The sequence below is a fragment of the Candidatus Sericytochromatia bacterium genome, from assembly GCA_035285325.1.
GTDB lineage: Bacteria > Cyanobacteriota > Sericytochromatia > S15B-MN24 > JAQBPE01 > JAYKJB01.
This window is the reverse complement of record JAYKJB010000057.1, coordinates 23,094-49,848: the sequence shown is the minus strand read 5'-3', so window position 1 is coordinate 49,848 and position 26,755 is coordinate 23,094. Positions and strand designations below refer to the sequence as shown.

The following is a 26,755-nucleotide window of genomic DNA, read 5'->3' as shown; positions in this document are numbered from 1 at the left end:
GCGGCGCGGGCGCCCCCCGGCTCGATCGCCGGGCGGGCCTTTCCGCGGCAGCGCGTCCTGTCGGCGTGGCCGGCTGTGGTTTAATGGTGGCTAGCATGTCGCTGATTAATTGGTATCCGGGCCACATCGCCAAAGCCCAGTCAACGCTTCGCGAGCGCTTGAAGCTGATCGATTTCGTGCTGGAGCTGGTCGACGCCCGGCTGCCGGCCAGTTCGCGCTTCGATGTCACGCACCAGCTGCTCGGAGAAAAACCCCGCTTGCTGGTCCTGACCAAGGTCGACCTGGCCGACCCATCCCGCACCCAGGCGTGGCTTCAGCATTACAAGCGGGAAGGCCTGTCGGTGGTGGTGCTGAATGCGCAGACGGGCCAGGGCCTGGCCCCCTTGCACGCCCAGATGGGGGCGGAGGCTGCCAAGATCGACGCCCGGATGCGGCAGCGGGGTCGCCTTCCGCGGGCCAGCCGGGTCATGGTGGTGGGCCTGCCGAACGTGGGCAAATCGTCCTTGATCAACCGTCTGGCCCGCAAACGGGCTGCTCAGGTCGGCGACAAGCCTGGCGTGACGCGGGATGTCCGCTGGATTCGCCTGGGCAAGTCGCTGGAACTGCTCGACACCCCGGGCATCATCCCACCCAAGCTGGAGGACCAGGTCCTCGCGCTCAAGCTCGCCATGGTGGGGTCGGTCAGTAACGAAAGCTATGATCCGGCGCTGGTGGCAGCGGAGGCGATCGCCATGTTGCAGCGCCTGGCGCCCAGCCTGCTGGCCGATTGGACGGACCCGACCATCGAGGGCTACGCCCGCAAGCGCAGCATCATCGGGTCTGGTGGCGCCTCGGACCTGGGACGGGCGGCCAGAATGTTCCTGCAAGACCTGCGAACGGGGCAACTCGGCGCCTTCACCCTCGATGAACTGGTGCGAGTGGGCGGACGTCCCGACCCCTCCTCCACCGAGCCACCGCCAGAGGGGCTCGAGCCTGCTCTCGACACGCTCGCTGCAGGGGATGGCCGCGATGAGGTTTGAGACTCCCTGGCTCGATGTGACCCGCCCCCTCGGGGCCGCAACCTTCGTCTTTCCCGGCGATCCGCCTGTTCAGCTACATCCCCACGCCACCCTGGATTCCCACGGCTGCCACGTCACGGGGCTGTCGATGGGGTCACACAGTGGCACGCACGTGGACGCGCCGGCGCACTTCGTGCGGGGCGGCGCCACCCTCTCGGAGGTGCCCCTGGGCCGCTGGAATGGCCCCGTGTGGGTGCTGGAGATTCCAGCTTCCGCCACCATCGACGAGGCGGACCTGGCACTGGCCTGGCCGCGCGCGGGGGCGCCGGAACGGGTCCTTCTGAACACCCGGACCACCGCGCTGGCCCATCCTTCCAGCGGCTTGAACCTGCGTGCGGCGGTCTGGTTGCTCGAGCGAGGGGTGCGCCTGGTGGGCATCGACACACCCTCGATTGAATGCGACGACACCGGTCTTTTTCCTGTCCATCACGCCCTGCTCGGAGCAGATTGTCTGATCATCGAAGGACTCGACCTGCGGGGCATCGCGGCCGGGCCCTACGGGATGGTCTGTATGCCCCTCAAGCTCGATGCTCCCGACGGTGCGCCGGCGCGCGTGGCGTTACAGCCTCTATGAACACGACCTTCATCTATGGAAAGCCGCTCAATGAGCGGGAAGTGGGGGATTATCACCGCATCCTCACCCAGGCCTTTGGCTGGCCCTCCGACCCCCAGTTGAATCCGGCGGCCGAGGAAGGCCTCCCCAACCTTCGTCTGCTGCGCAAGTCTGCGCGGGTGATCGGGGGCCTCTCCTTCCAGGCCTGCCGCCAATATTTCGGCGGGCGTCCCGTTTCGATGGCCGGGGTGCGGCTCGTGGCGATCGCCCCGGATATGCGGGGGCAAGGGGCCGCTTCCACGCTGATGGAAGCGGCCGTGCGAGAGCAGCGCGAGCGCGGCTGGTTGCTGTCCACGCTGTTCCCTGAGATGCGACAACTGTATCGAAAGGCTGGCTACGAGGTGGCTGGGGAAAGCACGCGCTGGCAAGTTCCGCTTGATGAGACCTTACCGGTCGAGCGACACATCAACCTGAAGCCCTTCGACCTCGGCAATGCCGCCGGAATGTCCGCGATGCGTCAACTGTATGAGGCGCATGCTCAGCGAACGGATGGCTGGCTTGAGCGCAGCGACTGGTACTGGGCCCGGATATTCCGCGAATTGCCTCAGGAGGGGGCCGGCAAGCGCCTCTACTCATTTCTGCTGGAAGGGGGGCAAGGGCCGGAGGGCTATCTCATCTACAGTCAGCCTCAAGTGCCCGGGCACCCCCCCATGATCCGGGTGAGGGATTGGGTCGCGGTCACGGCCGCTGCGCGCCGCCGCTTGCTCGGTTTCTTTCGCGAGCAACGGGCCACCTGCGCCGTGGCGGAACTTCTGGCGGGGCCGCAAGAACCCGTGATGCTGATGCGGGACCGGGCGCATTCGGCGATCGCGCAGACTCACCCGTGGATGCTGCGCCTGATTGACGTCCAGGGGGCGCTGGAGGCCAGGGGATATCCTCCGGGGCTTTCCGCGGAGTTGCACCTGGGGGTCAAAGACCCCTTGCTGGCGGAGAATGAGCGCCCCTTGGTGTTGACGATCGAGGCGGGGCGCGGAGCGGTCCGCATCGGGGGGGAGGCGCGCGTGGTGATGGACGTGCGGGGGCTCGCGGCGCTCTACAGTGGCTATCTTTCTCCCTACGCCGTGCGGGGCCTCGGATTGCTCGAGGGGGCGGATGTGGACCTGGCCAAGCTGGCGGCCGCCTTCGCGGGCCCCATTCCCTGGATGCCCGAGCGGTTTTGACGGCCTCCGGAATCTTGGCGCCATGCGACAAGGCCCCCATCTGCTGGGGGCCTCACGCTTGTCAGGGACCTGGGCATCAGGAGGCGCGTGGGAACGACTCGCGCGCGAGGGGGTTGCGCTTGTTCCCCGCTGCCTTGGGCAGCTTGTCCAGCGACGCATTCAAGCGACGCCGGCGGAGGCCTTTGAGCCGCATAAGCGAGAGCAGCGAGGCCGTGACCATGCCCGGGAAGAACCACGAAGAGAGGAGTTCCCAGGGAGATGCGGCGATCGGTACGGCGGAGGCCGCCACCAGAGGAACCGTCTGGAGGACTCGCTCGCCCTGCCGCACAATCAGCTGACCCACGGGTTGCCGCTGATTCACCGGCGCGACCAGTTCATCCGGCAGTTGCCAGACCTGCTGAAGCGCCGTGCGGTCGAAATGGCCTTTGGGGAGGCTCACCGTCACGTCCCGTGGCGCAATCACCTCGACCATCCGGCTGCTGCCCGCTTGGATGGGAACCGTGCCGACAATTTCCCCCTCTTTGGCGACGGCCACGTTTTCAAAGTTGTCCAGGCCATACTGCAGCAGCGACTGGGTGTCCCGCCAGAGGTCCGAGGAGGCCAACGAGGCCTGGATCACTCGCCTGGAGCCGCGCTTGGCGGACCCGACGAAGCAACGCCCGGCGGCGTTGGTGAAACCGGTCTTGCCGCCCGTGGCGTAGGGATAGTTCCAGAGCAGCTTGTTGTGGTTTTTCAGCGTCCGGCCGTCGACTTTCCCGAACCCAGGAATCCGCTTCCACTTCGTCTCGGCAATCTGGTTCCACTCCGGTTGCATGGCCGCCTCGCGCAGCAACATGGCCAGGTCATAGGCCGACGAGTAGTGGTTGTCCGTCGGCAGACCGTGCGGATTGCTGAAATGCGTGTCCCGCATACCAATGGCGTCCGCGCGGGCGTTCATCATCTCGATGAAGCGCGCTTCAGACCCACCGCCGAGGAATTCCGCCACCGCCGTACTGGCATCGTTTCCGCTGCTGAGGAGAACCCCATAGGTCAGCTGGCGAAGCGTGAGACGCTCACCCTCCTTCAGGTAGATGGTGGACTCGCCGATGGAGGCCGCGCGCTTGCTGATGGTCACGTACTCATCCAGCCGCCCACTTTCGACTGCCAGCAAGCTGGTCATGATCTTGGTCGTGCTGGCCGGGGCCCGACGGGCGTGGGCGTTCCGTTCGAACAGCACCTGCGCCGAGTCCGCATCGATGACCACCGCGGCGGCGGCCTTGATGCCGGGCGCCGCAGGGTAGGCGAACGCCGCCCCCGCCGAGATGGTCCAGGCGCTGCTGACAAGGCCCAAGGCACACCCGGTAATGACCTTGATCCAGGACAAAACGCGTTTCCTCCACAGGAAGCTGGTCAGGTTCTGCACCGCTCGGAGCGGGCCGGTGGCACCACTTGCGTGCTTCCGTACCCAGGGTTTTATACCCACTCTCCAGGGGCGCTGCGACTGGTTCTGGCGTCCCTGGAGGCTTCCAGGATATAAGAAAGTTCCAGTCGGCACCTCATCATAAAAAACGGCAAGCGCTGTTCGATGTGACAGGGGCCACGTCTTTTCAAGGATAGATGCGGGTCAACATCCGGGCGAAGGGAATGGTCTCGCGCACGTGGTCAAGGCCGCAGATCCAGGCCACCGTGCGCTCAAGGCCGATGCCGAAACCGCTGTGCGGAACCGACCCGTAGCGTCGCAGGTCGAGATACCATTGCAGCGGTTCGGCGGGCACGTGATGCTCCGCCATTTTGCGTTCGAGCGTGGCCAGGTCGTCGATGCGTTGGGAGCCCCCAATGATTTCTCCGTAGCCTTCGGGAGCCAGCAGGTCGGCGCACAGGACCACCTCTTCTCGGGCGGGGTCAGGCTTCATATAGAAAGCCTTGCAGGCCGCGGGGTAGTGAGTTACGAACACGGGACGCTCGAAATGTTCGGCCAGGGCCGTTTCATCGGGCGCCCCAAAGTCGTTGCCCCACTCCACCACCTGACCCTTGTCCGCCAGGATGGCGAGGGCTTCGTCGTAGGTGATGCGCGGGAAGGGCGCTTGAATGTTTTCAAGCCGGGAGATGTCTCGTTCGAGCACGTCCACCAGCTCCTGGCGGTGTTTCTCCAGCACGGTGGCGACCACGTGGGCGACCAGTTGTTCCTGGACTTCCATGTTGCCCCACAGGTCTACGAAGGCCATTTCGGGTTCCAACATCCAGAATTCCATCAGATGGCGGCGCGTCTTGGACTTTTCCGCGCGGAACGTCGGGCCGAAGCAGTAGACCTTGCCGAGCGCCAGGGCGTGCGCTTCGTTGTAAAGCTGGCCGCTCTGGGACAGGAAGGCGGGTTCTCCGAAGTAATCCGTTTCAAACAGGGTGGAGGTGCCTTCGCAGGCTGCCGGCGTGAGGATTGGCGAATCGACCAGGGTAAATCCTTGCCCGTCCAGGAAGCCTCGCATGGCCTGGATGATGGTGTGGCGAATCCGTAAAATGGCGGCCTGACGAGGGGTCCGCATCCAGAGGTGACGGTGACTCATCAGGAAGTCGACCCCGTGCTCCTTGTGCGAGATCGGGTATTCCCCTTCCACGACATGCACGGCGGTGACGTGGGTGCCCGTGAGTTCGAAGCCACCGGGCGCCCGGTCATCGGCCCGCACGAGGCCGCGCAGACGCAAGGACGACTCCTGCGTGAGCGATGAGGCGGCTTCCCAGGTGGCCTCATCCACCTCCTTCTTGACGACCACGACCTGAACCAGGCCGGTCCCATCGCGGACGATCAGGAACTGGATTTTTCCGCTGGAACGCTTGTTGTAGAGCCAGCCCTGAAGTTCGACCTCCTGGCCAACGTGGGCCGCCAGGCGTTGAATGGTGGTGGTGGGAATGTTTGCCGCAGTCGTCATTGAAAGCCTCCGGTGGGCGGCTCGCAGGCCGTCGCCGGACCATGCTACCATGGGGCGCTTTGCACGTCAGGAGGCTCCATGCGGCGTTTCCTCCCCTCGTTGGGGCGACGGAATGAGGGCCCTTCAGGGGGCGCCCGCCGGTCTCGCGCGTGGCGCACGCTGGCCGCCTTGGGCCTGGGCCTGCTGACGCTTGCGCTGCCAGGATGTTATGTGTGGCGCCAGGGCTGGGGGCAGGCGGAATTGCTGTGGCGCCGGGAACCTGTGGCGACCCTCCTTGCTCGGCCCGAGACGCCTGTTGAGTGGCGGCGGAAACTTCAGTTTGTCGCCCAGGTGAAGCAATTTGCGCAACGGGAGCTCGGTCTGGCCGGCACTCATCATTTCGAGAGCTTTGTGGCGCTCGACCGAGACGCCGTCACCTACGTGGTTTCGGCCGCCCCGAAAGACAGTCTGGATGCCTACCAGTGGTGGTTCCCGGTGGTCGGGCAGGTTCCCTATAAAGGGTATTTTCGCAAGCAGGACGCCCTCGACGAGCAGGCGCGCATGGATGGGGCCGGCTATGACACCTCGGTGCGGGGCGTGGCAGCCTTCAGCCTGCTCGGCTGGCTACCAGACCCGATTTATTCCCCCTTGCTCGCGCGCGATGAACCGACCCTGGCAGACATCGTGATTCATGAGACGACGCATGCCACCGTGTATCTCGCGGGGCGTTCGAGCTTCAATGAGGGCTTTGCCACCTTCGTCGGGAATCAGGGGGCCTTGGCCTATTTTGCTTCGCTGGGGCCGGGGGGCCGGGAGGCCTGGCTGGCCGCGCGGGCCGCCCAGGCGGACACGCGCACCTTCACGGCGTTCGTGGAGGAGGTCTCACAGCGACTCGAAGCGTTGTATGCCTCATCGATTCCTCGGGACGAGAAACTGCGCCAACGGGAGGCCGTCTTTGCCTGGGCGCAGGCGCGATTTCGGCAATCCTACGCGGTCAAGATGCAGGGGCACGGCTTTCGCCACGTGTCCGCGGGCCGTTTCAACAATGCCGTGTTGTCGGCTTACCGAACCTACTATCGTCGCCTGGATCGGTTTGAGCGGGCGCACACCAGGTGTGGCGGCGATCTTCGTCGCACGATTGCATTCTTTCGGGACCAGGTGGCCCAGGCCCCCGACCCAGAGGGCTTCCTGGAACGCTGGATCGCGCCGTGACCTACTCCGCGGCCCCTGCGGCGACAGGTTCAGTGAGCCTCCCTCCCGCCGCCCCTCGGCGGCGGCTTGAAGCCGCTCTTCTGGGTCTGACCTCGCTACTGTGGTGCGCGTTTCCGGTCAGGGCCGAGCCCGCTCCGCCGACTCCGTCCACTCGGATGCCTCCCGTCCTGCAGCCTCTGACGGCGCGTGTTCAGTTACAAACCTGTCGCCACGCAGGCGTTCGGGTCTGGTGGGTGCGACTGCCACCTGGGGCCAAGGTGCGCCCCGTGGCGGCGACGCCCGGGGCCTCGCTTCCTGATTGGTTGAAGCGCGTCGGCGGCGTGCTGGCGATCAATGGCGGCTATTTCAACCATTCGGACGGGGTGGCCGTGTCCCATGTGGGGACGGACGGTCACTGGTTGACCCATCCAGAGCGCAATCGCGCTCTGCTCCGCAATCCGCATCTGCGGGGCCGACTGGATGCGGTGCTGACGCGTCGGGTCGCCTGGTTCGATACAGGGACAACCTGGCTGATCCGCGCGTGGGCTGACGCCCCGACCCGTTGGGTCCACGCCTTGCAGGCGGGCCCACAATTGCTTCCTGAACTCGGACTGGCCGAGGAGGCGTTTCGTTTCCGTGGCCCGACGGGTTGGCGTGACGGCATTCAGAGCCAGCAGCCTGCGGCGCGCTCCGCGCTGGGGCTGCGCCCGGACGGTGGCATGATCTGGGCCGTGGCCTCCGCGCCTGGCCTGACGGTGCGGCAAATGGCCGACGTGATGCGCCATTTGCAATGCCAGGCCGCCATGGCCCTGGACGGTGGCGGCTCCAGCACGCTGGCCTGGCGCGAGGGCGCCGTCGTCCGGCGTCTGGTGGGGGTTGGAGGAGCCCCCCGGCCACTGCCGTCTGCGCTGGTGTGGGATGACCCACGCTGGCAGGTCCAGCTGGTCGCCGGTTGTGCCCCTTGACCGTATGGACGGGTGCCTTAGCCCGCCACCGTGTCGCGCCGCCGCCGCGCGTTTTCTGCCAGCGCGTTCAGGCGGGCTGCGGGGCCATTCACGCCGCAGGCACCTCCCGATGGCGCCGTCTCGGGTTTCGGCCCGCAGCCAGTGCATACCTCCGCGGGACGATCCAGGATGCAGTCCCCGGCGTCTTCGAGCCATTCAAGGTAGCGGTTGGCCATGTCACGGCTCAATGAAAACGCCTGAGCCACCTGGAAGTTGGTCGCCTTGGGGTTGTTCTGAAGAAACTGGCGGAGCGCTTCGAGCATGGGGTAATACCGGGGCTGAGGCGCCTGGGGGGCGCCGTGATCGCGGTTACGCAAGTGTCTGTCGACTTGCCCCTATCCTATACCCCGTATGCGTTCCCGTGTCTTGCTGGCTTCCTTGCTGTTGGTTCCGATGCTGGGCGGTTGTTTTCCGCGGCTGGCCCACTACGAGGACTCACCAGCGCCTCCGGCTGACGGGGTCGAATTTGCCTTCGAGCCGGAACGGGGATCCGTCCCGGTCGAGCGCGTGGTGGCCTTCGCGTTGACCATCAATCCGGGCCTGCGACCGGATGAGGCCAGGCGGCAGGCCTCGGCCATGGTGGCGAGGGCGGCTCAGCACAAGGTGCCGACCCATCTGTTGGTGTCTTTGATTGCCACCGAGTCTGCCTTCAACCCGCTGGCGCGTTCCCCGGTGGGCGCGCAGGGGCTCGGGCAACTGATGCCCGCGACGGCACGCGAAATGGGCGTGCGCGATCCCTTCGACGTCGAGGAAAATATCGACGGCACGGCGCGCTACCTGGCCTGGCTAGCGGGGTTCTGGCGTCAGCATCCGCAGCGTTGGGAACTGGTTCTGGCGTCGTACCTCGCCGGCGTGGGCACCGTCTCCCGCCAGCAGAAGGCGGGTCAACCCTTCACCCGGGAGCAAGTGAGCTACATCAACCGGATCTTTCGCTTGTCCGGGCGCGTCTAAGCGGCAAGTCGACTGGGTATGAGAAGAGCGGGATGGACCTCATGGCGCGGCGCCGACGGTCGGGGGTCTTGGGATCGCAAGCGTGAGGAACGCCTTGGACGCTGAAGAACCTCTCAATCTATGGTTGCCTGATGCCGATGGCCCCGCGCTCGACCTGTCGAGCCACCAGGCCATCAGCGACGCCGTATTGCGCGCGATTCGCACCTCCGACAAGGAGGTGGCCCGGCTGGTCAACCACCTGGTCCAGGTGGGCCAGCACTACTCGGCAGCCCGGTGCCTCGAGATTTTGGCCCAGCATCGCCTCGGGCTCGACCTGACGGGCGACGAACTGTTGAACTATCACTTTCCCGGGTTTGGGTCGTTCCACCAGGTGATCTACGACTTGCTGCGGGCCGGCGCCCTGTATCACAGCTCCGGGCGGCAGCGCACCAGCCGCGCGGCGGTGCGTCGGGCCCTGCTCTTCGTGGAGGAGGCGATTCGCAACATCCGGGGGCTCGACCGGGTCGATAACGGGGAGATGGTCTGCCTCGGCATCGCGTTCGAACTGGCCGGCCATTGCTGCGTCGCTCTCGACGATTCGGATGGAATCGACTATTATCACGCAGCCCAGAGGTATTGGGGGCAAGCGGCTCGGATGCGTCCGGAAGCCCTGTTTCAATGGGCCTATCATCCCGTCACGCAGACCGTGATTCGCTGTCTGGGCCCGGTGGTGGAGATTCGCCCCGTGCAGGAAATTCCCCCGGACGAGTTGTTTGCTGCGGATTACACCACCCGCATCGACACCGCTCGCCGTCTGTTGGCTTGAGCCCGAGGAACGTCGATTGGAACTGTGGGAGGAGGACCTTTACGAGCTTCTCAACGTGGAGGAGAGCGCCACGCCGGAGGAGATCAAGAAGGCCTACAAGAAACTCGCCATCGAGTTGCACCCCGATCGCTTCCCGGATGACCCAGAGCGACGTGATCAGGCCACCGTGCAGTTCGGGAAGATCACGAATGCCTACAACATTCTGAAGGATGAGGAAGAGCGAGCCGAATACGATTTTGCTCGTCGCCTCGGCTTTGCCAGTGCAGGCCCGCCTCCGGGTGCCAAAGGTGGGGCGTCCGGGGGGCGTGTGGCCTCCGGGGAGGATGAAGGCGTCCTGAGTGAGGCGCGCAAGAATCAGGCCATCAACCAGTTCGACCTTGGCAAGAACGCTCACATGAACAAGTCCTGGGCCAAGGCCATTCAACACTACAAGGAGGCGGCACGGCTGGACCCGTCAGTGGCTGACTACCATGCCTTCCTGGGGCTGGCCTACATCCAGCAGGGGTTGAAAACCCCCGCTCAGAAGGCCCTCGAGCAGGCTTACAAAATTGACAAACGCCATAAAATCGTTCGCCAGTACTATATCGCGCCGGGCGAAGAAAAGCAGAAAAAGGGGGGGCTGCTGGCCGCCATCATGTCGCTGTTTGGTGGCGGCAAGAAGGATGCCAAGGGCAAGAAGGGCAAGGGCAGCGCCAAGGGGCGGGCCGCCGGCAAGCGATAGACGGGGTGGACGCTACTGGCGCAGGGTGCCTGAGCGCATGATCGACACCAGCAGCCACAATGCCATCAACGCCGATACCGAAAAGATGGCCAGGCTGAGGACCGGATAGCCCAGCAGACGATAGGTGGTCGGCGCGTGCATCACGATGGCCGCGCCCATGATCATGGCGGCCACCAGCAGCGAATAGCTGATCTTGTTGCCGATCACGGCGATGGTGCGCTGCAGTTGTTCGGTGCCCAGTAGGTTGTGCTCGAAGCGCAGTCGCCCTGCGTTGAGCTGGGTCAGGATATCGTCGAGTTGACGAGGGGTGCGCACCGCAATGTTGCGCCAATCGATGGCCGTTCGGGCCAGTTCCTGTCGGTTGAGTTGCGCGAAGAACTGGTCTGTCAGGGTCTGCATGATGAACGGTTCCGCGACCTTGATCAGCATGTACTCCTCATCCAGTTGCCGATTGATGCCTTCAATCGTGACGAATACGCGGGCCATCATCAGAAAACTGGGCGGCATCCGCACGCGATACTGGACCATCAGGTTGAGGATCTGCTGCAGCAGTTGACCCACCTCGACCTCTTTGATGGGCTTGCCCAGCACCGAGCGCAGCAGGTGGTCCAGTTCCGTGGCGAGGGCGTGCCGATCGATGTTGCGGCTTGGCTGTCCATACTCGAGGATGCGTTCGGTGGCGCGTGCGGCATCGAACTGGACGATCGCCAGCAGGAAGTCGATCAGCAGGTCACGTGAGCGGGGGTCGAGGCGTCCCACCATGCCGAAGTCGATGATGACGATTTCAGGGCGATTCAGTTTCCAGTCCCAGCGCACCATCAGGTTGCCGGGATGAGGATCCGCGTGGAAGAAACCGTCAACGAAAATTTGTTGCAGGAAGACGTTCGTGATGGTCTGGGCCAGCACCTTCTTCTGCTCGACACTCAAACTTAACGGGGGCGCACTGCCCAGGGGCGGCTGGTAACCCGGGAACAGGGTCGAGATCTTCACGCCTTCGACAAACTCGAGCGTCAGCATGCGGTGTCCCGAATAGTCCCAGAACACGCGCGGGGTGGACACCTGCTTGGCATAGTGCTTCTTGAGGGAAACGCCGATGATCTCGGTGTTGGTGCCCTCGCGGGTAAAGTCCATCTCCCCCCGAATCACCCCCGCGAATTCCTCGACAATCTCCTGGATGTTGTAAAAACGCGCCCATTCGAAGTTCTTGCTCAGCGTGCGCGCGAAGTCTTTCAGCAGCGCCAGGTCCGCTTCGACCACACCTTCCACGCCCGGTCGCTGCAACTTCACGATGACCTGTTGCGGCTTTTTGATCTCCGGGTCATAGATGGTCGCCTTGTAAACCTGCCCGATGCTGCCTGCTGCGAGGGGAAACGGGTCGAATTCCTGAAAAATCTCGCGCGCGGCAGAAACCTCCGCCTCGCCCAGATTGCGTTCCTTGATCTTTCCGTTCCATTCTTCCAGCAGAACGGCTTCCATCTGGGACCAGTCAATCGCCGTGACCTTCTCCTGGAGTTTGGAGAGTTCCTGGATGTAGGCCGGCGGTAAGAGGTCGGCTCGGGTGGAGAGCACCTGGCCCAGTTTGACGAAAGTGGGCCCAAGTTCTTCCAGGACGGTCCGGAACACCTGCGGCAGCGGCAGCCGCAGTTCGACCTCATCGCCTTCGTCCGTCAGATTTCGCGCGGTGACGACGTAACGCGAGAGTCGGCCGCGCAAGGTGGCAGGAAGAAAATCCACCAGGCTGAGGTGATACAGCAGGGTGTCGAGCCCGTGCTTGAAAAGAATCGACGCGATCTCGGAGCGGCGCTGGGCAGGCGTCGGGGCAGCAAGGGCAGTCTTGAACTCGGCCATGGCGCAATCTCGGGAGCAAACGGGACGGGCCCCCAGTCTACCGCACGCGCCCAGGCCCTGGCTGCGGCGAGGCGCACACCCCCATAAGAAAAGGCCCGCTCCTTCCCACGAAGTGGCGGGCCCGCGAGGGCGTTGGCGATATCACCGGGGGACTGCGGAGGCGTGCTGCCCTTCGCTTCCTCGCAAGGGCGTCTAGCAGGCGCTCAATGCCACCGACGATTGCTTCTCACGGATGGCGTCCAGGAGAATCTGCGCACCATCCGCGGAGCAAGCCGCAAAGACCGTGGTGGCGTCCACGCCCAGTTCGGTGGCGAGTTCCTGGAACACCGCCCGACGGCGGGCCTGCCGACGGTGATACCGCAGACCGGCCACGGCATCGTCCGGAGCAAAGCGCTCCATCGTCTCATCGATGCTCATCTCCAGGTGTTGGGCCAGCTCGCGATACGCATCCTGGTAGGTGGTATCGAGTTCAGGGCAGACGAAAGACAACATGTTGCGCATGGGACGCCTCGCTTGCAGACGGTCAGATGATTAAGAAAAGGTCACCAGTTTAACCGGGTATTAATCTTATACCCCATCTTAAGGAAATCTTGCGTGTTTTTTTCCATGTTCTTCTGTTTTTCTCAATGGCGCCGCGTTTCCCTTCGCCTTTCGACGGAACGGCGCGATGACGGCTCATTGAACCGTGCGTGAGTCATAGACAACCAACCAGGCCCGATCTACCATGCCCTCAGGAAGTCGGACTGCGGCCCATCGCGACGAGACGAGCGATGGAAGAGTGAGGTGCGTCGTGGCGGGGAAGTTCGTTCACCTTCACGTGCATTCGGAATACTCCCTGCTGGATGGGGCCAATCGCACCTCCAAGCTGGTTAAACGGGTCGCGGAACTGGAGCAGCCGGCGATCGCCCTGACGGACCACGGCGTGATGTACGGGGCCCTCGAGTTTTACTGCGAGGCCAAGAAAAAAGGGGTCAAGCCGATCATTGGCTGTGAACTCTACATCTGCAAAGACCGCCGTGATCGCAGCAGTCACGGCAAGCAAAGCCCCAATCGAACCTTCCATCTGATTGCGCTGGTCAAGGACCGCACGGGTTACCGAAACCTGGTGAAGATGGTCAGCAAGAGCCATCTCGAGGGTTATTACTACAAGCCGCGGGTGGACTACGAACTGCTGGAGGCTCACCACGAGGGCCTCGTGTTGCTATCGGGTTGTCTTGGCTCCGAGATTCCCCAAAAAATCCTGGCGGGCGACGTGGATGGCGCCTACGCGCGTGCCGAATGGTTCAAATCGCTGCGTGGTGACGATTTTTATTTCGAACTCCAGGACCATGGTTTTGACGAGCAAGCGCGGGTCAACAAGGTGCTGCGGGAGTTTTCCAAGGAACTCGGCGTCAAGCTGGTGGCCTCGAATGATGCCCACTACACCTGCCACGAAGACTACAAGACGCACGACGCGCTCGTCTGCATCCAATCGGGCAAGCTCCTCTCAGACCCCAACAAGCTCTACAAGACCGACCAGTTTTACATCAAAAGCGACGGGGAGATGCGGGCCCTGTTCGCCGACGCGCCGGAGGCGGTGGAAAATACCCTCGAAATTGCGCGCAAGTGCAATCTCATCATCGAACTGGGGCGGCCGCAGTTGCCTCAGTACCCGCTGCCGGAAGGCTTCACCGAGAGCAGCTATCTCGCCCACCTGACCTGGCAGGGCGCAGAGAAGCGCTATCCGGATCTCACGCCCACCATTCGTGAACGGGTGCAATACGAACTCGACATGATGACCCGGATGGGCTTCCCCGGTTACTTCCTGATCGTCTGGGACTTCATTCACTGGGCCAAGTCCAACGGCATCGAGGTGGGGCCTGGACGCGGTTCGGCCGCCGGCTCGATCGTGGCATTCTGCCTGGGCATCACCGACCTGGATCCATTGCCATACAACTTGCTGTTCGAGCGTTTTTTGAATCCCGAGCGGGTCAGCATGCCTGACATTGACGTCGATTTTTGCATCGAACGTCGGGGCGAGGTCATCAAATACGTCCAGGACAAGTATGGCCACGACAAGGTGGCGCAGATTGTGACGTTCGGGACGTTGGGCGCCAAAGCGGCCATCAAGGACACGGGGCGTGTCCTGGAGTTTCCCTTCTCCGAGACCAACCGTCTCTGCAAGTTGGTGCCCCCCGAACTGGGCATCACGCTGGAAAAGGCCACGGAACAGGGCACCGAGCTGGATGGGGCAGCCAAGGCCGATCCGCAGGTTGGCGAGCTGATTTCGCTGGCCCGTAAGCTGGAAGGATACGTCCGCAACACCGGCATCCATGCTGCGGGTGTCGTCATCTCGCGCGATCCGCTCGACACGCTGGTGCCGCTCCAAAAGGCCGGCAAGGATGACAGCGGGTTCGTCGCCACCCAGTACGAGCAGAAATACCTCGAAATGATGGGCCTGCTCAAGATGGACTTTCTGGGGCTGCGCAATCTCACGATGATTGCCAAGGCCCTCAAGTTCATCAAGCAATTCCGGGGGCTGGATATCGACTGGGCCCTCGTGCCGCTGGACGATCCCAAAACCTATGAGCTGCTGTGCAGTGGGGATGCGGTCGGCATCTTTCAGCTGGAATCGGAGGGCATGCGCAAGCTGGTGGCTCAGCTTCAGCCGAGCACGTTTGAAGACCTGGCCGCGCTGCTGGCCTTGTATCGCCCGGGCCCCTTGCAATCGGGCATGGTGGACGGCTTCATCAATCGCAAACACGGGCGGGAGGCCATCGATTATCCGCACGACAGTCTTGAGCCGATTCTCAAGGATACCTACGGGACCTGCCTGACCGGGGACACCCTGGTCCGGGATGCCATTTCGGGCAAGCACGTCAGGCTCGACGCGATTCGCGGTCGGGATCACATGCTGGTCGAAGGAGTGGATGATGCGCTCACCCCGAGTGTCGCGCGGGTCACACACTTTTTCGACCAGGGCGTGAAGGCGGTCTGGGAACTGGTGACGGTTGATGGTCGCCAGATCAAGGCCACTGCCGACCACCGCTTCTTGACGGCCCAGGGGTGGCGAGAACTGCAGGACCTGCGGCCTGGCGACCTGATTGGAGCCCCCGTGGCCACCTACCTGCTGGATGATTATGCGTTCCAGGCCAAAACCAGGTTCCAGGTGGGAGGGTTGCGGGCCTTCGATGCGCTTTTCCGCGAACTCGACCCGGAGAGTTCGGCCATCCGCGTGGCGCCCGCTGGGGAGGCCTCTGAACTGGAACGCCTGTCGCGGGTGCGCTGGGTGTCGATTGCCACTATCACACCGGCCGGGCGGGAGCGGGTCTACGACATCACCGTCGAGGGCATTCACAACTTCGTGGCCAATGGCCTCTACGTCCATAACTGCATCTACCAGGAGCAGGTCATGCAGATTGCGCAGGTCTACAGCGGTTACTCGCTGGGCCAGGCCGATCTCCTGCGGCGCGCGATGGGCAAGAAGAAGCCCGAGGAAATGGAAAAGCAGAAGGGCATTTTCCTGGCCGGCGCCACGGAAAAGGGCCACCCGTCCGACAAGGCCGAAGCCCTGTTCGACAACCTGGCCAAGTTCGCCGAATACGGGTTCAACAAGTCCCACTCGGCGGCTTATGCGGTGGTGACCTTCCGGACGGCCTATCTCAAGGCCCATTTCCCGATCGAATACATGTGCGCCCTGCTGTCCAGCGTGATGGGGACGCAGGAAAAGGTCCAGCTTTACATCCATAACTGTCATCAGATGGGTATCGATGTGGCTCCGCCAAATGTGAATGCCTCGGAAGTGGACTTCACCATCAAGGAGGGCCGCATCCGGATTGGCATGGCCGCGATCAAAAACGTGGGGACCGGGGCGGTGGAGTCGATTCTTGAGGCGCGCGAGCGGGTGGGGGAGTTTGTCGACTTCTATCAGTTCTGCGAAGAAGTCGACATGAAAGCGGTCAACAAACGCTGTATCGAATCCCTGATCAAGGCAGGAGCCTTCGATGAATTGCCCGAACGTCCCCATCGCGCCCAGTTGCTGGCGGCTTTGGATGAGGCCGTGGAGCGGGCGGCGCGGCAGCAACGGGAGAAGGCCTCCGGACAGATCTCACTCTTTGCTGTGGTGACGGAAGCCTCGAGTGACAACGCCTTTCAGGCCCCGAAACCGAAATTGCCCACCGTTCCCCCGCTGGCCCCTGACGAGGCCTTGGCCCTCGAGAAGGAATTGCTGGGCGTTTACGTCAGCGGCCATCCGCTGCAGGTGTTTGGCTCCAAGCTGGCCATGTACAGCACCCACGTCCTGGCCGAGGTCGAAGAGGTGAGCGATGGCGCCGCCGTCGTGGTGGGAGGTCTGCTACTGGCCACGCGCAAGGCCGTCACCAAGAAGGGCCTGACCATGATGAGCGGTGTCCTGGAGGACCTGACAGGGTCCATCGAGGTCGTCTTCTTCCCGGAATGCTACGAGAAGCACGCCTTGCTGCTGAGGGACGACGCCAAGTTGCTCGTGAAGGGGAAGTTCTCCAATCGGGATGACGAACGCAAGATTCTTGCGGCCAGCATCAAGCCACTCGCGCATTTGCCGATCCTGCATCTTGATTTGCCGGAGGATGTGGAGGGGGGAGGATTACTGGCCATGAGAAACCTGGTCGCCGCGCATCCTGGCGATACCCCCTTGGTGTTCCATTTTCCCCATCGCGCCGAGGTCGTGCTCGCCGGGGAACCCTTCCGCGTCGACCCGAACGAGCAACTGCTGTTCGAGTTGAAGCGCATGTTGGGAGTCCCGGCGGTGCGCCTGGAACAGGCGGAACCCATGCGTGAATTGGCCGTTTCCTCCTGACCCTGCTACGCTCGTCGAAGCCCCGCTCGCTCGACACCGGAGGGACATTCGGGGCTGCCAACCGTCGGACGACGCCAGCACTGTTATCATGACCTGGCAGGTCGACCTGGAGGAACATGCGCGTGAACATCGGTATCGCGGGCCCCATGGGGGCGGGCAAGACCACCGTGGCGGAACGCCTCGAGGCGGAACACGGCTACGTCCGCATGAGTTTGGCCACGCCTTTGCGTTACCTCTCCACGCTCCTGTTGGGGCGTGCCATCGACAAGAAGGTCGATCGGGCCGTCTTGCAACGGGTAGGCGGGGCTGCCAGGTCACCTGCCTGGCGTGGCATCGATACGCCTTATGAGCCCGCACGCCGGGAACGAGTCGACGCGCTGGCCCATCACCTGTTCCCGGAGGCACCACCAGAACGGATTGAGGCCCTCTATCGCGCCCTGTATCAGGAGGGCTATGCCTACGGCTGGGGGGACCCGAACTACTGGCTGACGCGTTGGCGGCGAGACTTTCTGCGCCAGACCAAACCCGTGGTGGTGGACGATTTGCGCTTTCCGATCGAGGGCGATTGGTTGGGGCGTTGCGGCTTTTTTCTGGCGTTCCTGGAAGTTCCTCTGGCCGAGCGTCAACGCCGCATCATCCAGCGTGACGGCGCCTGGGACCCGGCTTGGAGCCTGGATGCCACCGAGGCCTTGGTGGATGACATTCCCATCCACTGCAAGGTCGATGGCACTGGGGCCCCGGAACGGGTCGAGTCGGCTGTCCTGATGCAGGCCCTGGAGTGGTCGCAGAGGCGTTTCACGGCGTCGGACCGCGCCGGGATGCTCAAGGCGCAGGCTGCAGGGTCGCGCCAGGGTAATAATGGCTGAGAATCTGGCTGGCGCTGTAGCCACCTTCTGCCAGTCGGCGGGCGCCCCACTGCGACATGCCGAGGCCGTGGCCCCAGCCGCGCCCGGCAAAGGCGAATTCCGTGGGCTTGCCGTTGGCGTGGCCGCGTGGCGCCAGATTGAAGAGCGTGCTGGCGAGTCCAGCCGCCGTGCGCAGCGTTTCCCCTGAAATGGTGGCGGTGCCGAGGGTGCCCACGACACGTACCGTGCGCACGCGGCCCGAATAGGAGCGAGAGACCGGCTGGAGTTCCCGTAGCCCCCCGACGCGCACGCCCCGATTCGCGAGTCGGTTGGCCAGGGTGGCCGCCGGCACGTTCTTGTACCAGGTGAAGTGTGGTGAGTTCTGGTCATAGTCCGGCACCGCCCGGATGTGATCCAGCTTTTGGATCCAGACGTCCTCGCTGTTCTCGGTGTAGCCGCCTGAGGAGGCGTGGAAAAAGGCCGGCAGGACCCGCCCATTTTGCATCAGCACGATGCCCCGTGTGCCGGCCACGGCTTGATTGGTGGATGCCGCCTCGATTCCCACGCCCCGATAGACCTGGCACTCATCCGTGTCGCAAACGTCGTAGCCGCGACGCCCGTGCTTGTTGAGGTTGGCGAGGGCATAGGAGCGCGCGGCGATCGCCTGACACGACAAGGCCTCCATCGGCCAGGTCGCCGACATTTCCGACGGCACCACGCCATTGAGGTAATTCTCGAGATCGGTCCGATTGATCACCACCAAGCCTGTGTTCCCCGCGCGCAACTCCAGGTTACCTCGATACCAGCGTGGCCCGGCGAAGACCAGCGGAACGGTATTTTCGGCCGCCGTGCCGATGATGTAGCCCACCTGACCGAGCGTCACGGCCTGACCGCGGGGGCCCTGCAAACGCACCTGTCCGGCCTGAACTGACGCCGACCAGCCTTGCAGGGCGTCCATCTTGCCGATCGCCTGTCCCTGCGCATTGAAAATCTGCGCGGGCGTGGAGGCGGCCACCACGGCGCGGGACACGCCATCCAGAACCCCGACGCGCAACTCGGCCGGCATGGCCTCAGCCGCACCGGTGGCTGTTGAGAACAGTACGAGCCCCAGCAGGGCGGAACGGGATAACACGGGCATCGTCATCGTTGAATCAGCGGCAGCCAAGCGTCCAGCAGGGCCATCTCGGTGAGTGGACCAGCCTGTCGCGCTGTCGCGAGATCGCCCAGACTCCGCAGGGCGCCTTGTAGCCTTTCCAGCTCTGCTTCGGAAAGACGCGCTTCCGGCGAAAGGGTGGCTTCCAACTGGGTCACGACGCGCGCGACGGCCTCCGCGCTGAGCGGGGCTTGCCAGCCCTCGTCGGCAAGCAAGCGTGAGATGGCTTGTTCGGCTGTTAGCGTCGGCATGACTTCATCTTAATTTGCGGAGGGGGGCAGTTCAAGGCGGCGGGTCACACGTCCAACGGGCCGCCGGCCTACCGTTCAAGAGGCGATCGGGCCGAGTCTGGGAAATGGCCAGAAACGAAAGACCGTCTGGCCAATCACGTTGCGAATCGGGAGTGCCCCCCAGACGTGGCTGTCCTGACTGTTGTTGCGGTTGTCCCCCATCACGAAAACAGCGTCCGAGGGAATGCGGCCCTCCGGCATGCCCAGTCGCTCCCAATCGGGGTCGGGGTAGCGGGGCGCCTCCAGGATGTATGGTTCCTTGAGCAGGCGCCCGTCGATGAAAACCCGGCCATCGCGGATGTCGATCGTCTCGCCTGGTAGTCCGACGACGCGCTTGATGAAGGCGTTGCCATTGCTCATGGCGCGCGGCGGCGGCGTGAAGACCACAATGTCTCCGCGCTCGATCGGGGCAAACAGGTAGGTCAGTTTTTCGACAATCAGGCGATCGCCAACCTCCAACGTCGGCAGCATCGACTCCGATGGAATGAAGCGAGCCTCGGCCACGGTGGCGCGCACGAAAAGCGCCAATGACACCGCGATGACGAAGGTTTCGATGTACTCGCGGTTCTTGCTCTTGGGGGCCTTCCAGTAAGCGACAGCCCGTCGCCACAGCGTGTTGGACGGCGGCGGAGGGGGCGGCAAAGATGGGCTGGTCGCCTCGTCCGGTCCGAGATGGTAGGTTTTTTCGCTCACGCGTGGTCCTCAGTCTGGAGTTTACGGAGCGATGCCGGTCGGGGTCAAGTGTGGGGCCCCTTGGGGGGCGGCCATCCAGAGTGCGCTGCCGAGCCCGAGGGCCAGCACCAGCTGCAGCAACTTTCGCCTCCGCTGGCGTCCACTCGGCGGGAACAGCAGGGTCAAGGAGGCTGCCCCGAGGATTACCAGACCGGCCAGCCGCAAGCCCTCGACCACGCGCAGGCCAGACTGGAAGTAAACACTCCAGCTACCGGCCCCAACGGCCAGCAGGAAGAGCGGAGCCGCCAGGCGAGCCAGCAACTGGCCCGCGTGCTGCACATCGAGTGAGGCCAGGCCTCCACCGGTCCGGCGTTCGGTGAAAAGGCCGGTGGCCAATCGGGCCTGCAGGCACAGGACTGCCGCCACGAGTGCCAGGCTGCCGAGGATGTCTCGGAGGCGCCCCCAGTAGGCGGATACATCGGCGCCGGCACGGGGCGCACCGTAAAATTGTCCCCAAGCGGCAGGGGCCCACTCGGGCCAGCTGATGCCGAACAGGACCATCAGGCTGACCAGGATGCCCAGCGGGGCGATGCTGAACCAGGCTGACATCACCAGAAAGAGCCCCAGAACACCCAGCACGAGGGTGTCTCGAATGGGGGCGTAGGGGGCATCCCCCACCACGCTCAGCAGGACGGCGCAGAGCGCCGTGACGGCCAGGCTGATGCGACCCAGCGCAGCAATCCCGGGTCGAGGCCAGGCACTCCAGAGCAGATAAAGTGCCAGCGCGCCGGCTGTTCCGACCAATCGCAGGTCACTCAGGAAGATCGCGAGGGTGCCGCCGGACTCAGCCAAGGTCCTGCCCCCCCCAACCCGTCAGGGCAAACACCTCGAGCGGCTCCTGGCGGCCTTTGATGGTCACGATGCCCAAGGGCCTCACGCACGCGCGCTCGGCGACGAGGTCGTAGGTGCTACGCCCCAGAATGATGTCGGTGTGGTAGACCTTGTTGAGGGCCTCCAGGCGAGAAGCCGTGTTGACGGCGTCCCCGATGACGGTTCGCTCCTGTCGGGCGGGGCCTCCGATCATGCCCTCGATGACCTTGCCACTGCTGATGCCGATGCGGCATTTGAGCGGTAATTTCCCTTCGCTGAGCCATTTTGATTGCAGGGCCGCGAGGTCTGATTGCATCCGCAGGGCGGCCTGGGTGGCCAGGCCCGCGCCTTCGGCTTGTTCTTGCTCCCAGACCACCAGCATCGCGTCACCGATGTACTTGTCGATCCGCCCCCTGAATTGTTCAACTACCTCGGCCATGCCGGCGAAGTATTCATTCAGCAGCGCCACCACGGCTTCCGGCGGGAGGCGTTCCGCCATCGAGGTGAAGCCTTCCAGGTCGGAGAACAGCACCGTCACATCACGATAGGCGCCTCTGACCGGCAGAGGCGCCTCCGAGAGATTCGACACAGGAACCGGGCGTCGCCAGATGCGCGTGGGAGGCCTCCTGGCTTCAGAAGCCGATGCCCATCGTGGCGGACACGGCACCCCCGCGGATAGCCGGCAGGTCTGTCCCTGCCCCCACATTGAGCTGAACCCAGCGGGTCTGGATGCCCAGGCCCGCCGTGTAAAACGGCGCGTAACCGAATTGCTGCGTGCCCAGACGCAGGGCGAGTGGGCCGAACAGCTTTTCGAATCCGAGGGACAGCACCGGCCGGTTGGGCAGGTCCAGACCGGTGATGATCGGCGCATCAAGACCCGCCGTCAGGAGAATGTCATTGACCAGGAAGCCAGGGCCCTTGCCCTCCAGTTGCGGGGTGAAGGCCAGGCCCGCCCGCACGGCGAACGGCTCCGCCACCCGGAAGGCGACATTCTGCGGCGCGCCATCCTGAACCAAGGACAAGGGGGTCGTCGTCGAACTGGGGTTGAAGACGTACTTGTAGTTCACCCGCTGGGCGTTCCAGAACAGCACCGGGTTTACCAACGTCAGGCCCAGCGACCACCAGCGATCGATTCTCAGGTGCGCGCCCACGTCAGCAGCCACGCCGGTGTTGGCCGGCGTCAAGCTGGAAAAGTTGACGGTGGTCTTGGGCAAGCCTTTAGTCAGGAAGCCCTGCACGGACCCCAGCAGGTCCCCGATCGTGGCGAGGTTGGTGCCGTCCTGTTGGAAGGCGGCGATCGAGTTCACCAGGGCCGTCACTTCCTGGTCCATGTCCAGCGAAATCGCCGCGGAACCGGCCAGCGGATTGAAGCTGGCGCCGCTGGGACCACCCGGCAAGGGCAAGGATGGAACGACACCCGCCAGCAAGCCACTGCCGCTTTGCAGCACCTTGCCCGTCACGCCGACACTCAGCTGGGCGTCTGGAAAGCGTTCGGAAAATGCCCCGGGCAGCGGAAACTGCTGCGCATAGGTGGCCGCCACGGCACCCGTGGTGCCGGTCATCGTGGTGGCACTGAAGCTCTTTTTGGTGCCGCTGGTCTTGTTTTTCCCGTCGATGATGAAGGACTTCATGTTCTTTTCCAGGGCCCCCCGCAGGTCACCGACGCTCTTGTTCAGCGCGGTGGTGTCCCCGGTCAGGCCGGCGGCGGCTCCCGCGCCGACGCCTTGGGCTGCGCTGACGATCTCCGAGAAGCCATTCTGGAGCACCAAGCCATTGATGTCCTGCGCGAAGTCACTGCTCAGATTGAGCCCGGCCACGCCGTTCACGTTGCCGTAGACGCGCAGGGCCAGGCTGCCCGGCCCCACCTTGCCCAGCGAAATGCCGAACGGTTCGATCAGGGCCCGGGCCTGGATGTTCAGACCATCCGCACTGCCCAGTTTCCCCAGCAGGCTGTCATTTCCGTTGCCGAGCAGGCCGCCGAGGGCCGTGAAGCCCCCGCTGGCCGCGCCCAGCAAGGGGGTTAGTTGCCCCACGCCGAGCACGGTGTTGCTCACCGAGACGCCCAGGGTGGGCAGGAACAACCCGAAGTTCTGGCTGTTGGCCACGGCTGCGGGGTTCCAGTAGACCAGCGAACCGTTGGCGGCGTAGCCGACCGAATTTCCGCCCATGCCCAGCGTTCTGGCGTCATACACCGGGATCGAGGCCTGCGCGGGGGTGGCCAGTCCACTCACCAGCAAGGTGGCCGCCAGGGGAACGGCAAAAAGAGTTGAGTGACGCATAATGCGGATCGTTTATCCTTCCTGAGTGCCACGCGGTCGAATGGGTGCAACGCGCAGCCGAGACGGTGCCTTGCCCCGGTGACTGATATCGCAGCGGGGGGCCGGTCAGGGGCGGCAGCGTTCGTGGCGCGTGGCCCCTGACGCGGGAAGTGCCTAGATGTTCTGCGGGCCTTTCGGTCCAGCCGGGCCCAGGTTGCCAGCTGACTTGGCTGGCGCTTCCAGGTCGGTGGTGCTGTCTTCGCTGAAGTCGACCAGGTTGGGCTGCTTCTTGCCATTGACCGTGACTTCGGCCTTGGCGACAATCTTGCCAGCCTTGATGCCCACTGAGGCGTCGAACAAGGTCTTGTCGCCGGCGTCGTCGGCAAACAGCACGAACTTGCCGATGGTGGCGGCATCCTTGGGCATCGGGTCTTCCGTCGCGAAGGAGACCTCCCGCAGTTCAACCTTGAGCGTTTTGTAACTCAGGTCACCCTTCAACATCGCCGACACATCGCCAATGCTCCGGGTGCGGGGCTTGTAGGTGAACTTTCCAGCGGCGTTGATTGCGTACCCTTGGGTGTTGCCCTTGAAAGAGGTAATTTCCGACTCCACCGTTTGATTCGCCTCGTCGACCTTGCTGCTGTAGGTCACTGTCGCCTTGACGCCATTCTGATCGATGGTTTCGGTGACATTGGTGCCCGGCGCAAACTGCTGCAGGCTGTAATTGCGGCTGCCGGCGGCGATCAACGGCGTCGACTTGCTCGAGAGCGCCTTGACCAGTTCGACCCCGCCCATCGCCGTGGCGATTGCGGCGGTCGGCAGGCGCGCGCTGCCCTGCGTCAGGTTGGCGGTTTTGTTGACGCTGGCAAGCGTCGAATTAATGGCGTTGAACGACTCCGTGTTGCAGCCCCAGGTGGCGGCAGTCGAGGAAAGCACGGCGGCGGCCAGGATGGCCCGTTGGATCCCACTCATCGAACTCTGACTCCTTCGAAATGTCGGTAGTTGCCTCACGGTTGGAGACACTGACAGACCAGGTTTCCCACATCCATCTGGAGGAAGGCTCGCATTGGACGTGGTCCACGCCCGTTGCCAAGGCTCCGCCTGCCGGTCAAGAAACGTCGATCATTATCACACATGCTGGGGGTGCTGTAACCACATCGATGGTCGAAGCGGGTGCCGGTTCTGGCGCGGCTTGCCGCCTTGTCCCGTGCTCAGACGGCCGAAAGGACGCTGGCGGGCATCTGCCGGTTGTCAGCCCAGGCCCCACCCTCGCGCGTCACACCGATCAGTCCGATGTCGATGCTCTCGGCAGGGAACAGTGCCACGCCCTTATCCAGCGCCTCCTGCAGGGGCATTCCCTCTGCCAGCCAGCCGTAGACGGTTCGGGCGAGGAATTCCTTGACGATCTCTTCGCCAATGCCCGTGCAGGCGATCGCCCCGGCTGGCCCGGCATAGAACCCACAGCCGACAATCGGCGTGTCGCCCACACGACCGTACAGCATCGGGCTCGAGCCGCCGGTCGAGCCGGCCACGGCAAACAGACCGTTCGCATCCATGGCCACGGCGCCCACGGTGCTGGTCCCGTGCGCCCGGACAACCTCCTGCCAGGCCGTCGGAAAGTTCCACTGCGCCTTGTAGTCAAAGGTGCGCCATTCGTCTTGGAAGTCGTAGGGCGTGTCCGACGCCAAAGCTTCCATGACCCTGGCGTGAATGGCGCGGGCCCGGGGAGTGACTTCCTTGAAAACGGCGTGTCCCAGGGTCCGCGCGAAGCGTTCCGCCCCGTCTCCCACCATGAGCCAGTGGGGCGTATCCAGGACCGCTCGGGCCACCAGAATCGGATTGCGCACGCGTTGCAGCGCCGCCACGGCACCCAGCCGGCCGGAGGAATCCATGCAGGCCGCGTCCATCTCCACGGTCTCGCCGTCCATGCGCAGGCTGGAACCACGACCGGCGTTGAAGCGGCCGTCATCCTCCAGTTTGACCACCGCGGCGACTGCGGCTTCCAGGGCGTCTGCCCCGTCGCGTAACAAGTCCGCGGCGCATGCCGCTGCCGCGTGGCAGCCGTCCAGATTATCGGGGGAATTCCCCACGCCGCCATGCACGGCGATCGCCCACTGTGGCACGATTTGACTCCTTCCTGAAGATGGCCCGGATTGTACCATCCTGCGGGTGTGTCATCATGGCCTGGCGCCGCAGGTGTCCGGCAGGCTGTCCTGGACCCCTTTTCGGGCGGCACCGCTCAGATTGTCAGGGGAACTCCCATGTCGCCCTCGTCGCCATTCCCGTTGGGGGCCTCCGACACGCCTCAATGCCGTGAGGTTCAGCCCGCGCGCTGCCTTCAGGGTGAGCTGGTGGTGCCGGCCGACAAATCGATGTCACATCGTGCTGCTTTGCTGGCGTCGCTGGCGCGGGGACGCAGTCGGGTCGAAAACTTCCTCACCGCCCAGGATTGCCTGGACACCGTGGCCTGCCTGGAGTTACTGGGCGTCCCCGTCAGCTGGGCGGGGCCGACGACCTTGTTGGTGGACGGGGTGGGGCTCGATGGCCTGCGGGAGCCGGCGGATGCGCTTTGGGCCGGAAATTCCGGCACGACGATGCGCCTGCTGGCCGGGGTGGCGGCGGGAATTCCCGGCTTGACCGTGCTGCGGGGCGATGCATCCTTGCTGCGGCGTCCGATGGCCAGAATTCGGGAACCGCTGCTGGCCATGGGGGCTCGGATCGATGGACGTGAGGGCGGACGGTTCCCCCCGCTGGTCATTCGCGGGGGCCCCTTGCGGCCGTTGCGCTGGCGATCGCCGGTGGCGAGTGCCCAGGTCAAAAGCGCGGTCCTGCTGGCGGGCTTGTTCGTGGAGGGCGAGACGAGCGTGTGCGAGCCTGCCATCTCCCGCGACCACACGGAACGGATGTTGACGGGAGCGGGGGTGCCGGTGTGGCGGGAAGGAACGACCGTGGCGCTGCGTGGTCGGGTGACGCCCTCCCCACTGGACTTCCGCGTTCCTGGCGACCTTTCCTCGGCGGCTTTCTGGCTGGTGGCCGCCAGCGTGCTTCCCGGAAGCGAACTGCGAATCCGCGGGGTCGGCGTCAATCCAACCCGTACCGGGGTGCTGGATGTGTTGTTGGCGATGGGTGCCGACATCCGGCGCGAAAATGAGCAGATTGGCGGCGGAGAGCCCTTCTGCGATCTGGTCGTCCGCAGTGCTTGTCTGCGTGGCACCACGATCGGAGGGGAGATCGTCCCGCGCTTGATCGACGAGTTGCCGATTCTGGCGGTGGCGGCCGCCTGTGCGGATGGCCGCACGCTGTTCACCGATGTGGATGAACTGCGGCACAAGGAGAGTGACCGTCTCAGGGCCATTGTTCGCTGTTTCTCCGCGCTGGGCGTGGAGGTGCAAGAAACACCCGAGGGACTGTCCATCCAGGGGGGCGCCCAGATTCTTGGGGGGCAGGTGGCGTCGGGGGGGGACCATCGCATCGCCATGTGCCTCGCGGTTCTGGGATTGCTGGCATCCGGACCCGTGACGGTGGTGGATACGGCCTGTGTGGCCACCAGTTACCCGGCTTTTTTTTCCGACCTTCAGCGGATTGTGCAGCGTTGAGGCGACTCAAAGGGATTCCCGC

General features: G+C 64.1%; 24 protein-coding genes. 11 read left to right on the top strand and 13 right to left on the bottom strand.

Annotated elements, in window-relative coordinates; translation table 11 throughout:
- Positions 1–95: 95 nt before the first annotated feature.
- Genes ylqF through VKP62_07345 form a run of 3 tightly spaced genes read left to right on the top strand, consistent with a single transcriptional unit; the run spans position 96 to position 2,831 of the window.
- Positions 96–1,019 carry a ribosome biogenesis GTPase YlqF gene (ylqF, locus tag VKP62_07355; protein MEB3197007.1) on the top strand — a complete coding sequence of 308 codons (924 nt, stop codon included), beginning with the start codon at positions 96–98 and terminating at the stop codon, positions 1,017–1,019.
- Positions 1,009–1,632, top strand: a complete 624-nt coding sequence (locus VKP62_07350) for a cyclase family protein (protein ID MEB3197006.1) — start codon at positions 1,009–1,011, stop codon at positions 1,630–1,632. Before ylqF ends, VKP62_07350 begins: the two co-directional genes overlap by 11 nt.
- Entirely contained in the window at positions 1,629–2,831 is a 1,203-nt protein-coding gene (locus VKP62_07345; protein ID MEB3197005.1) for a GNAT family N-acetyltransferase, read from the top strand. Before VKP62_07350 ends, VKP62_07345 begins: the two co-directional genes overlap by 4 nt.
- 76 nt (positions 2,832–2,907) lie before the next feature.
- Here VKP62_07345 and VKP62_07340 read toward each other — a convergent pair whose 3' ends face one another.
- Complete coding sequence (locus VKP62_07340; protein MEB3197004.1) at positions 2,908–4,194, bottom strand: D-alanyl-D-alanine carboxypeptidase family protein; 1,287 nt, start codon at positions 4,192–4,194, stop codon at positions 2,908–2,910.
- A 223-nt stretch (positions 4,195–4,417) separates the two neighbouring features.
- Positions 4,418–5,734 carry an asparagine--tRNA ligase gene (asnS, locus tag VKP62_07335; protein MEB3197003.1) on the bottom strand — a complete coding sequence of 439 codons (1,317 nt, stop codon included), beginning with the start codon at positions 5,732–5,734 and terminating at the stop codon, positions 4,418–4,420.
- A 78-nt stretch (positions 5,735–5,812) separates the two neighbouring features.
- Here asnS and VKP62_07330 point away from each other — a divergent pair, with 78 nt between their 5' ends.
- Positions 5,813–6,925 (top strand): aminopeptidase, encoded by a 1,113-nt coding sequence (locus tag VKP62_07330; protein MEB3197002.1) that lies wholly within the window; start codon positions 5,813–5,815, stop codon positions 6,923–6,925.
- Between the two features lie 233 nt (positions 6,926–7,158).
- The gene (locus VKP62_07325; protein MEB3197001.1) at positions 7,159–7,869 is read left to right on the top strand and encodes a phosphodiester glycosidase family protein; all 711 of its coding nucleotides are present in this window, start codon (positions 7,159–7,161) and stop codon (positions 7,867–7,869) included.
- Between the two features lie 17 nt (positions 7,870–7,886).
- Here the strand turns inward: VKP62_07325 and VKP62_07320 are convergent, their stop codons facing one another.
- Positions 7,887–8,171 (bottom strand): winged helix-turn-helix domain-containing protein, encoded by a 285-nt coding sequence (locus tag VKP62_07320; protein ID MEB3197000.1) that lies wholly within the window; start codon positions 8,169–8,171, stop codon positions 7,887–7,889.
- Between the two features lie 88 nt (positions 8,172–8,259).
- Between VKP62_07320 and VKP62_07315 the strand changes: the two genes are divergently transcribed.
- The 3 genes from VKP62_07315 to VKP62_07305 all read left to right on the top strand — a co-directional run bounded on the left by VKP62_07315 (position 8,260) and on the right by VKP62_07305 (position 10,385).
- Positions 8,260–8,859, top strand: coding sequence for a lytic transglycosylase domain-containing protein (locus VKP62_07315; GenBank protein MEB3196999.1), 600 nt, complete (start codon positions 8,260–8,262; stop codon positions 8,857–8,859).
- Between the two features lie 94 nt (positions 8,860–8,953).
- Entirely contained in the window at positions 8,954–9,664 is a 711-nt protein-coding gene (locus VKP62_07310) for a hypothetical protein (GenBank protein MEB3196998.1), read from the top strand.
- A gap of 16 nt (positions 9,665–9,680) precedes the next feature.
- Positions 9,681–10,385, top strand: coding sequence for a DnaJ domain-containing protein (locus tag VKP62_07305; GenBank protein MEB3196997.1), 705 nt, complete (start codon positions 9,681–9,683; stop codon positions 10,383–10,385).
- A 12-nt stretch (positions 10,386–10,397) separates the two neighbouring features.
- Here the strand turns inward: VKP62_07305 and VKP62_07300 are convergent, their stop codons facing one another.
- Both VKP62_07300 and VKP62_07295 read right to left on the bottom strand, forming a co-directional pair.
- On the bottom strand, positions 10,398–12,233 hold the full coding sequence (locus VKP62_07300) for an AarF/ABC1/UbiB kinase family protein (protein MEB3196996.1): 1,836 nt from the start codon (positions 12,231–12,233) through the stop codon (positions 10,398–10,400).
- 192 nt (positions 12,234–12,425) lie between these two features.
- On the bottom strand, positions 12,426–12,734 hold the full coding sequence (locus tag VKP62_07295; protein ID MEB3196995.1) for a hypothetical protein: 309 nt from the start codon (positions 12,732–12,734) through the stop codon (positions 12,426–12,428).
- Between the two features lie 289 nt (positions 12,735–13,023).
- Here VKP62_07295 and dnaE point away from each other — a divergent pair, with 289 nt between their 5' ends.
- Both dnaE and VKP62_07285 read left to right on the top strand, forming a co-directional pair.
- Complete coding sequence (dnaE, locus tag VKP62_07290; protein ID MEB3196994.1) at positions 13,024–17,049, top strand: DNA polymerase III subunit alpha; 4,026 nt, start codon at positions 13,024–13,026, stop codon at positions 17,047–17,049.
- Between the two features lie 122 nt (positions 17,050–17,171).
- On the top strand, positions 17,172–17,915 hold the full coding sequence (locus VKP62_07285) for a hypothetical protein (protein MEB3196993.1): 744 nt from the start codon (positions 17,172–17,174) through the stop codon (positions 17,913–17,915).
- Here the strand turns inward: VKP62_07285 and VKP62_07280 are convergent.
- The 8 genes from VKP62_07280 to VKP62_07245 form a co-directional block, all read right to left on the bottom strand.
- On the bottom strand, positions 17,872–19,026 hold the full coding sequence (locus tag VKP62_07280) for a SpoIID/LytB domain-containing protein (GenBank protein MEB3196992.1): 1,155 nt from the start codon (positions 19,024–19,026) through the stop codon (positions 17,872–17,874). The genes VKP62_07285 and VKP62_07280 overlap by 44 nt on opposite strands.
- Before the next feature lie 8 nt (positions 19,027–19,034).
- A complete protein-coding gene (locus tag VKP62_07275) occupies positions 19,035–19,298 on the bottom strand; it encodes a hypothetical protein (GenBank protein ID MEB3196991.1) in 264 nt (87 codons plus the stop codon).
- A gap of 75 nt (positions 19,299–19,373) precedes the next feature.
- Positions 19,374–20,030 carry a signal peptidase I gene (lepB, locus tag VKP62_07270; GenBank protein MEB3196990.1) on the bottom strand — a complete coding sequence of 219 codons (657 nt, stop codon included), beginning with the start codon at positions 20,028–20,030 and terminating at the stop codon, positions 19,374–19,376.
- 21 nt (positions 20,031–20,051) lie between these two features.
- The gene (locus tag VKP62_07265) at positions 20,052–20,861 is read right to left on the bottom strand and encodes a hypothetical protein (protein MEB3196989.1); all 810 of its coding nucleotides are present in this window, start codon (positions 20,859–20,861) and stop codon (positions 20,052–20,054) included.
- On the bottom strand, positions 20,854–21,468 hold the full coding sequence (locus VKP62_07260) for an adenylate/guanylate cyclase domain-containing protein (GenBank protein ID MEB3196988.1): 615 nt from the start codon (positions 21,466–21,468) through the stop codon (positions 20,854–20,856). The genes VKP62_07265 and VKP62_07260 overlap by 8 nt, the downstream gene beginning before the upstream one ends.
- Before the next feature lie 43 nt (positions 21,469–21,511).
- Complete coding sequence (locus tag VKP62_07255) at positions 21,512–23,158, bottom strand: hypothetical protein (GenBank protein MEB3196987.1); 1,647 nt, start codon at positions 23,156–23,158, stop codon at positions 21,512–21,514.
- 153 nt (positions 23,159–23,311) lie between these two features.
- Entirely contained in the window at positions 23,312–24,109 is a 798-nt protein-coding gene (locus tag VKP62_07250) for a hypothetical protein (protein MEB3196986.1), read from the bottom strand.
- Positions 24,110–24,348: 239 nt separating this feature from the next.
- Positions 24,349–25,260, bottom strand: coding sequence for an isoaspartyl peptidase/L-asparaginase (locus VKP62_07245; GenBank protein MEB3196985.1), 912 nt, complete (start codon positions 25,258–25,260; stop codon positions 24,349–24,351).
- A 138-nt stretch (positions 25,261–25,398) separates the two neighbouring features.
- Here VKP62_07245 and aroA point away from each other — a divergent pair, with 138 nt between their 5' ends.
- Positions 25,399–26,733, top strand: coding sequence for a 3-phosphoshikimate 1-carboxyvinyltransferase (aroA, locus tag VKP62_07240; protein ID MEB3196984.1), 1,335 nt, complete (start codon positions 25,399–25,401; stop codon positions 26,731–26,733).
- The last annotated feature ends 22 nt before the right edge of the window (positions 26,734–26,755 follow it).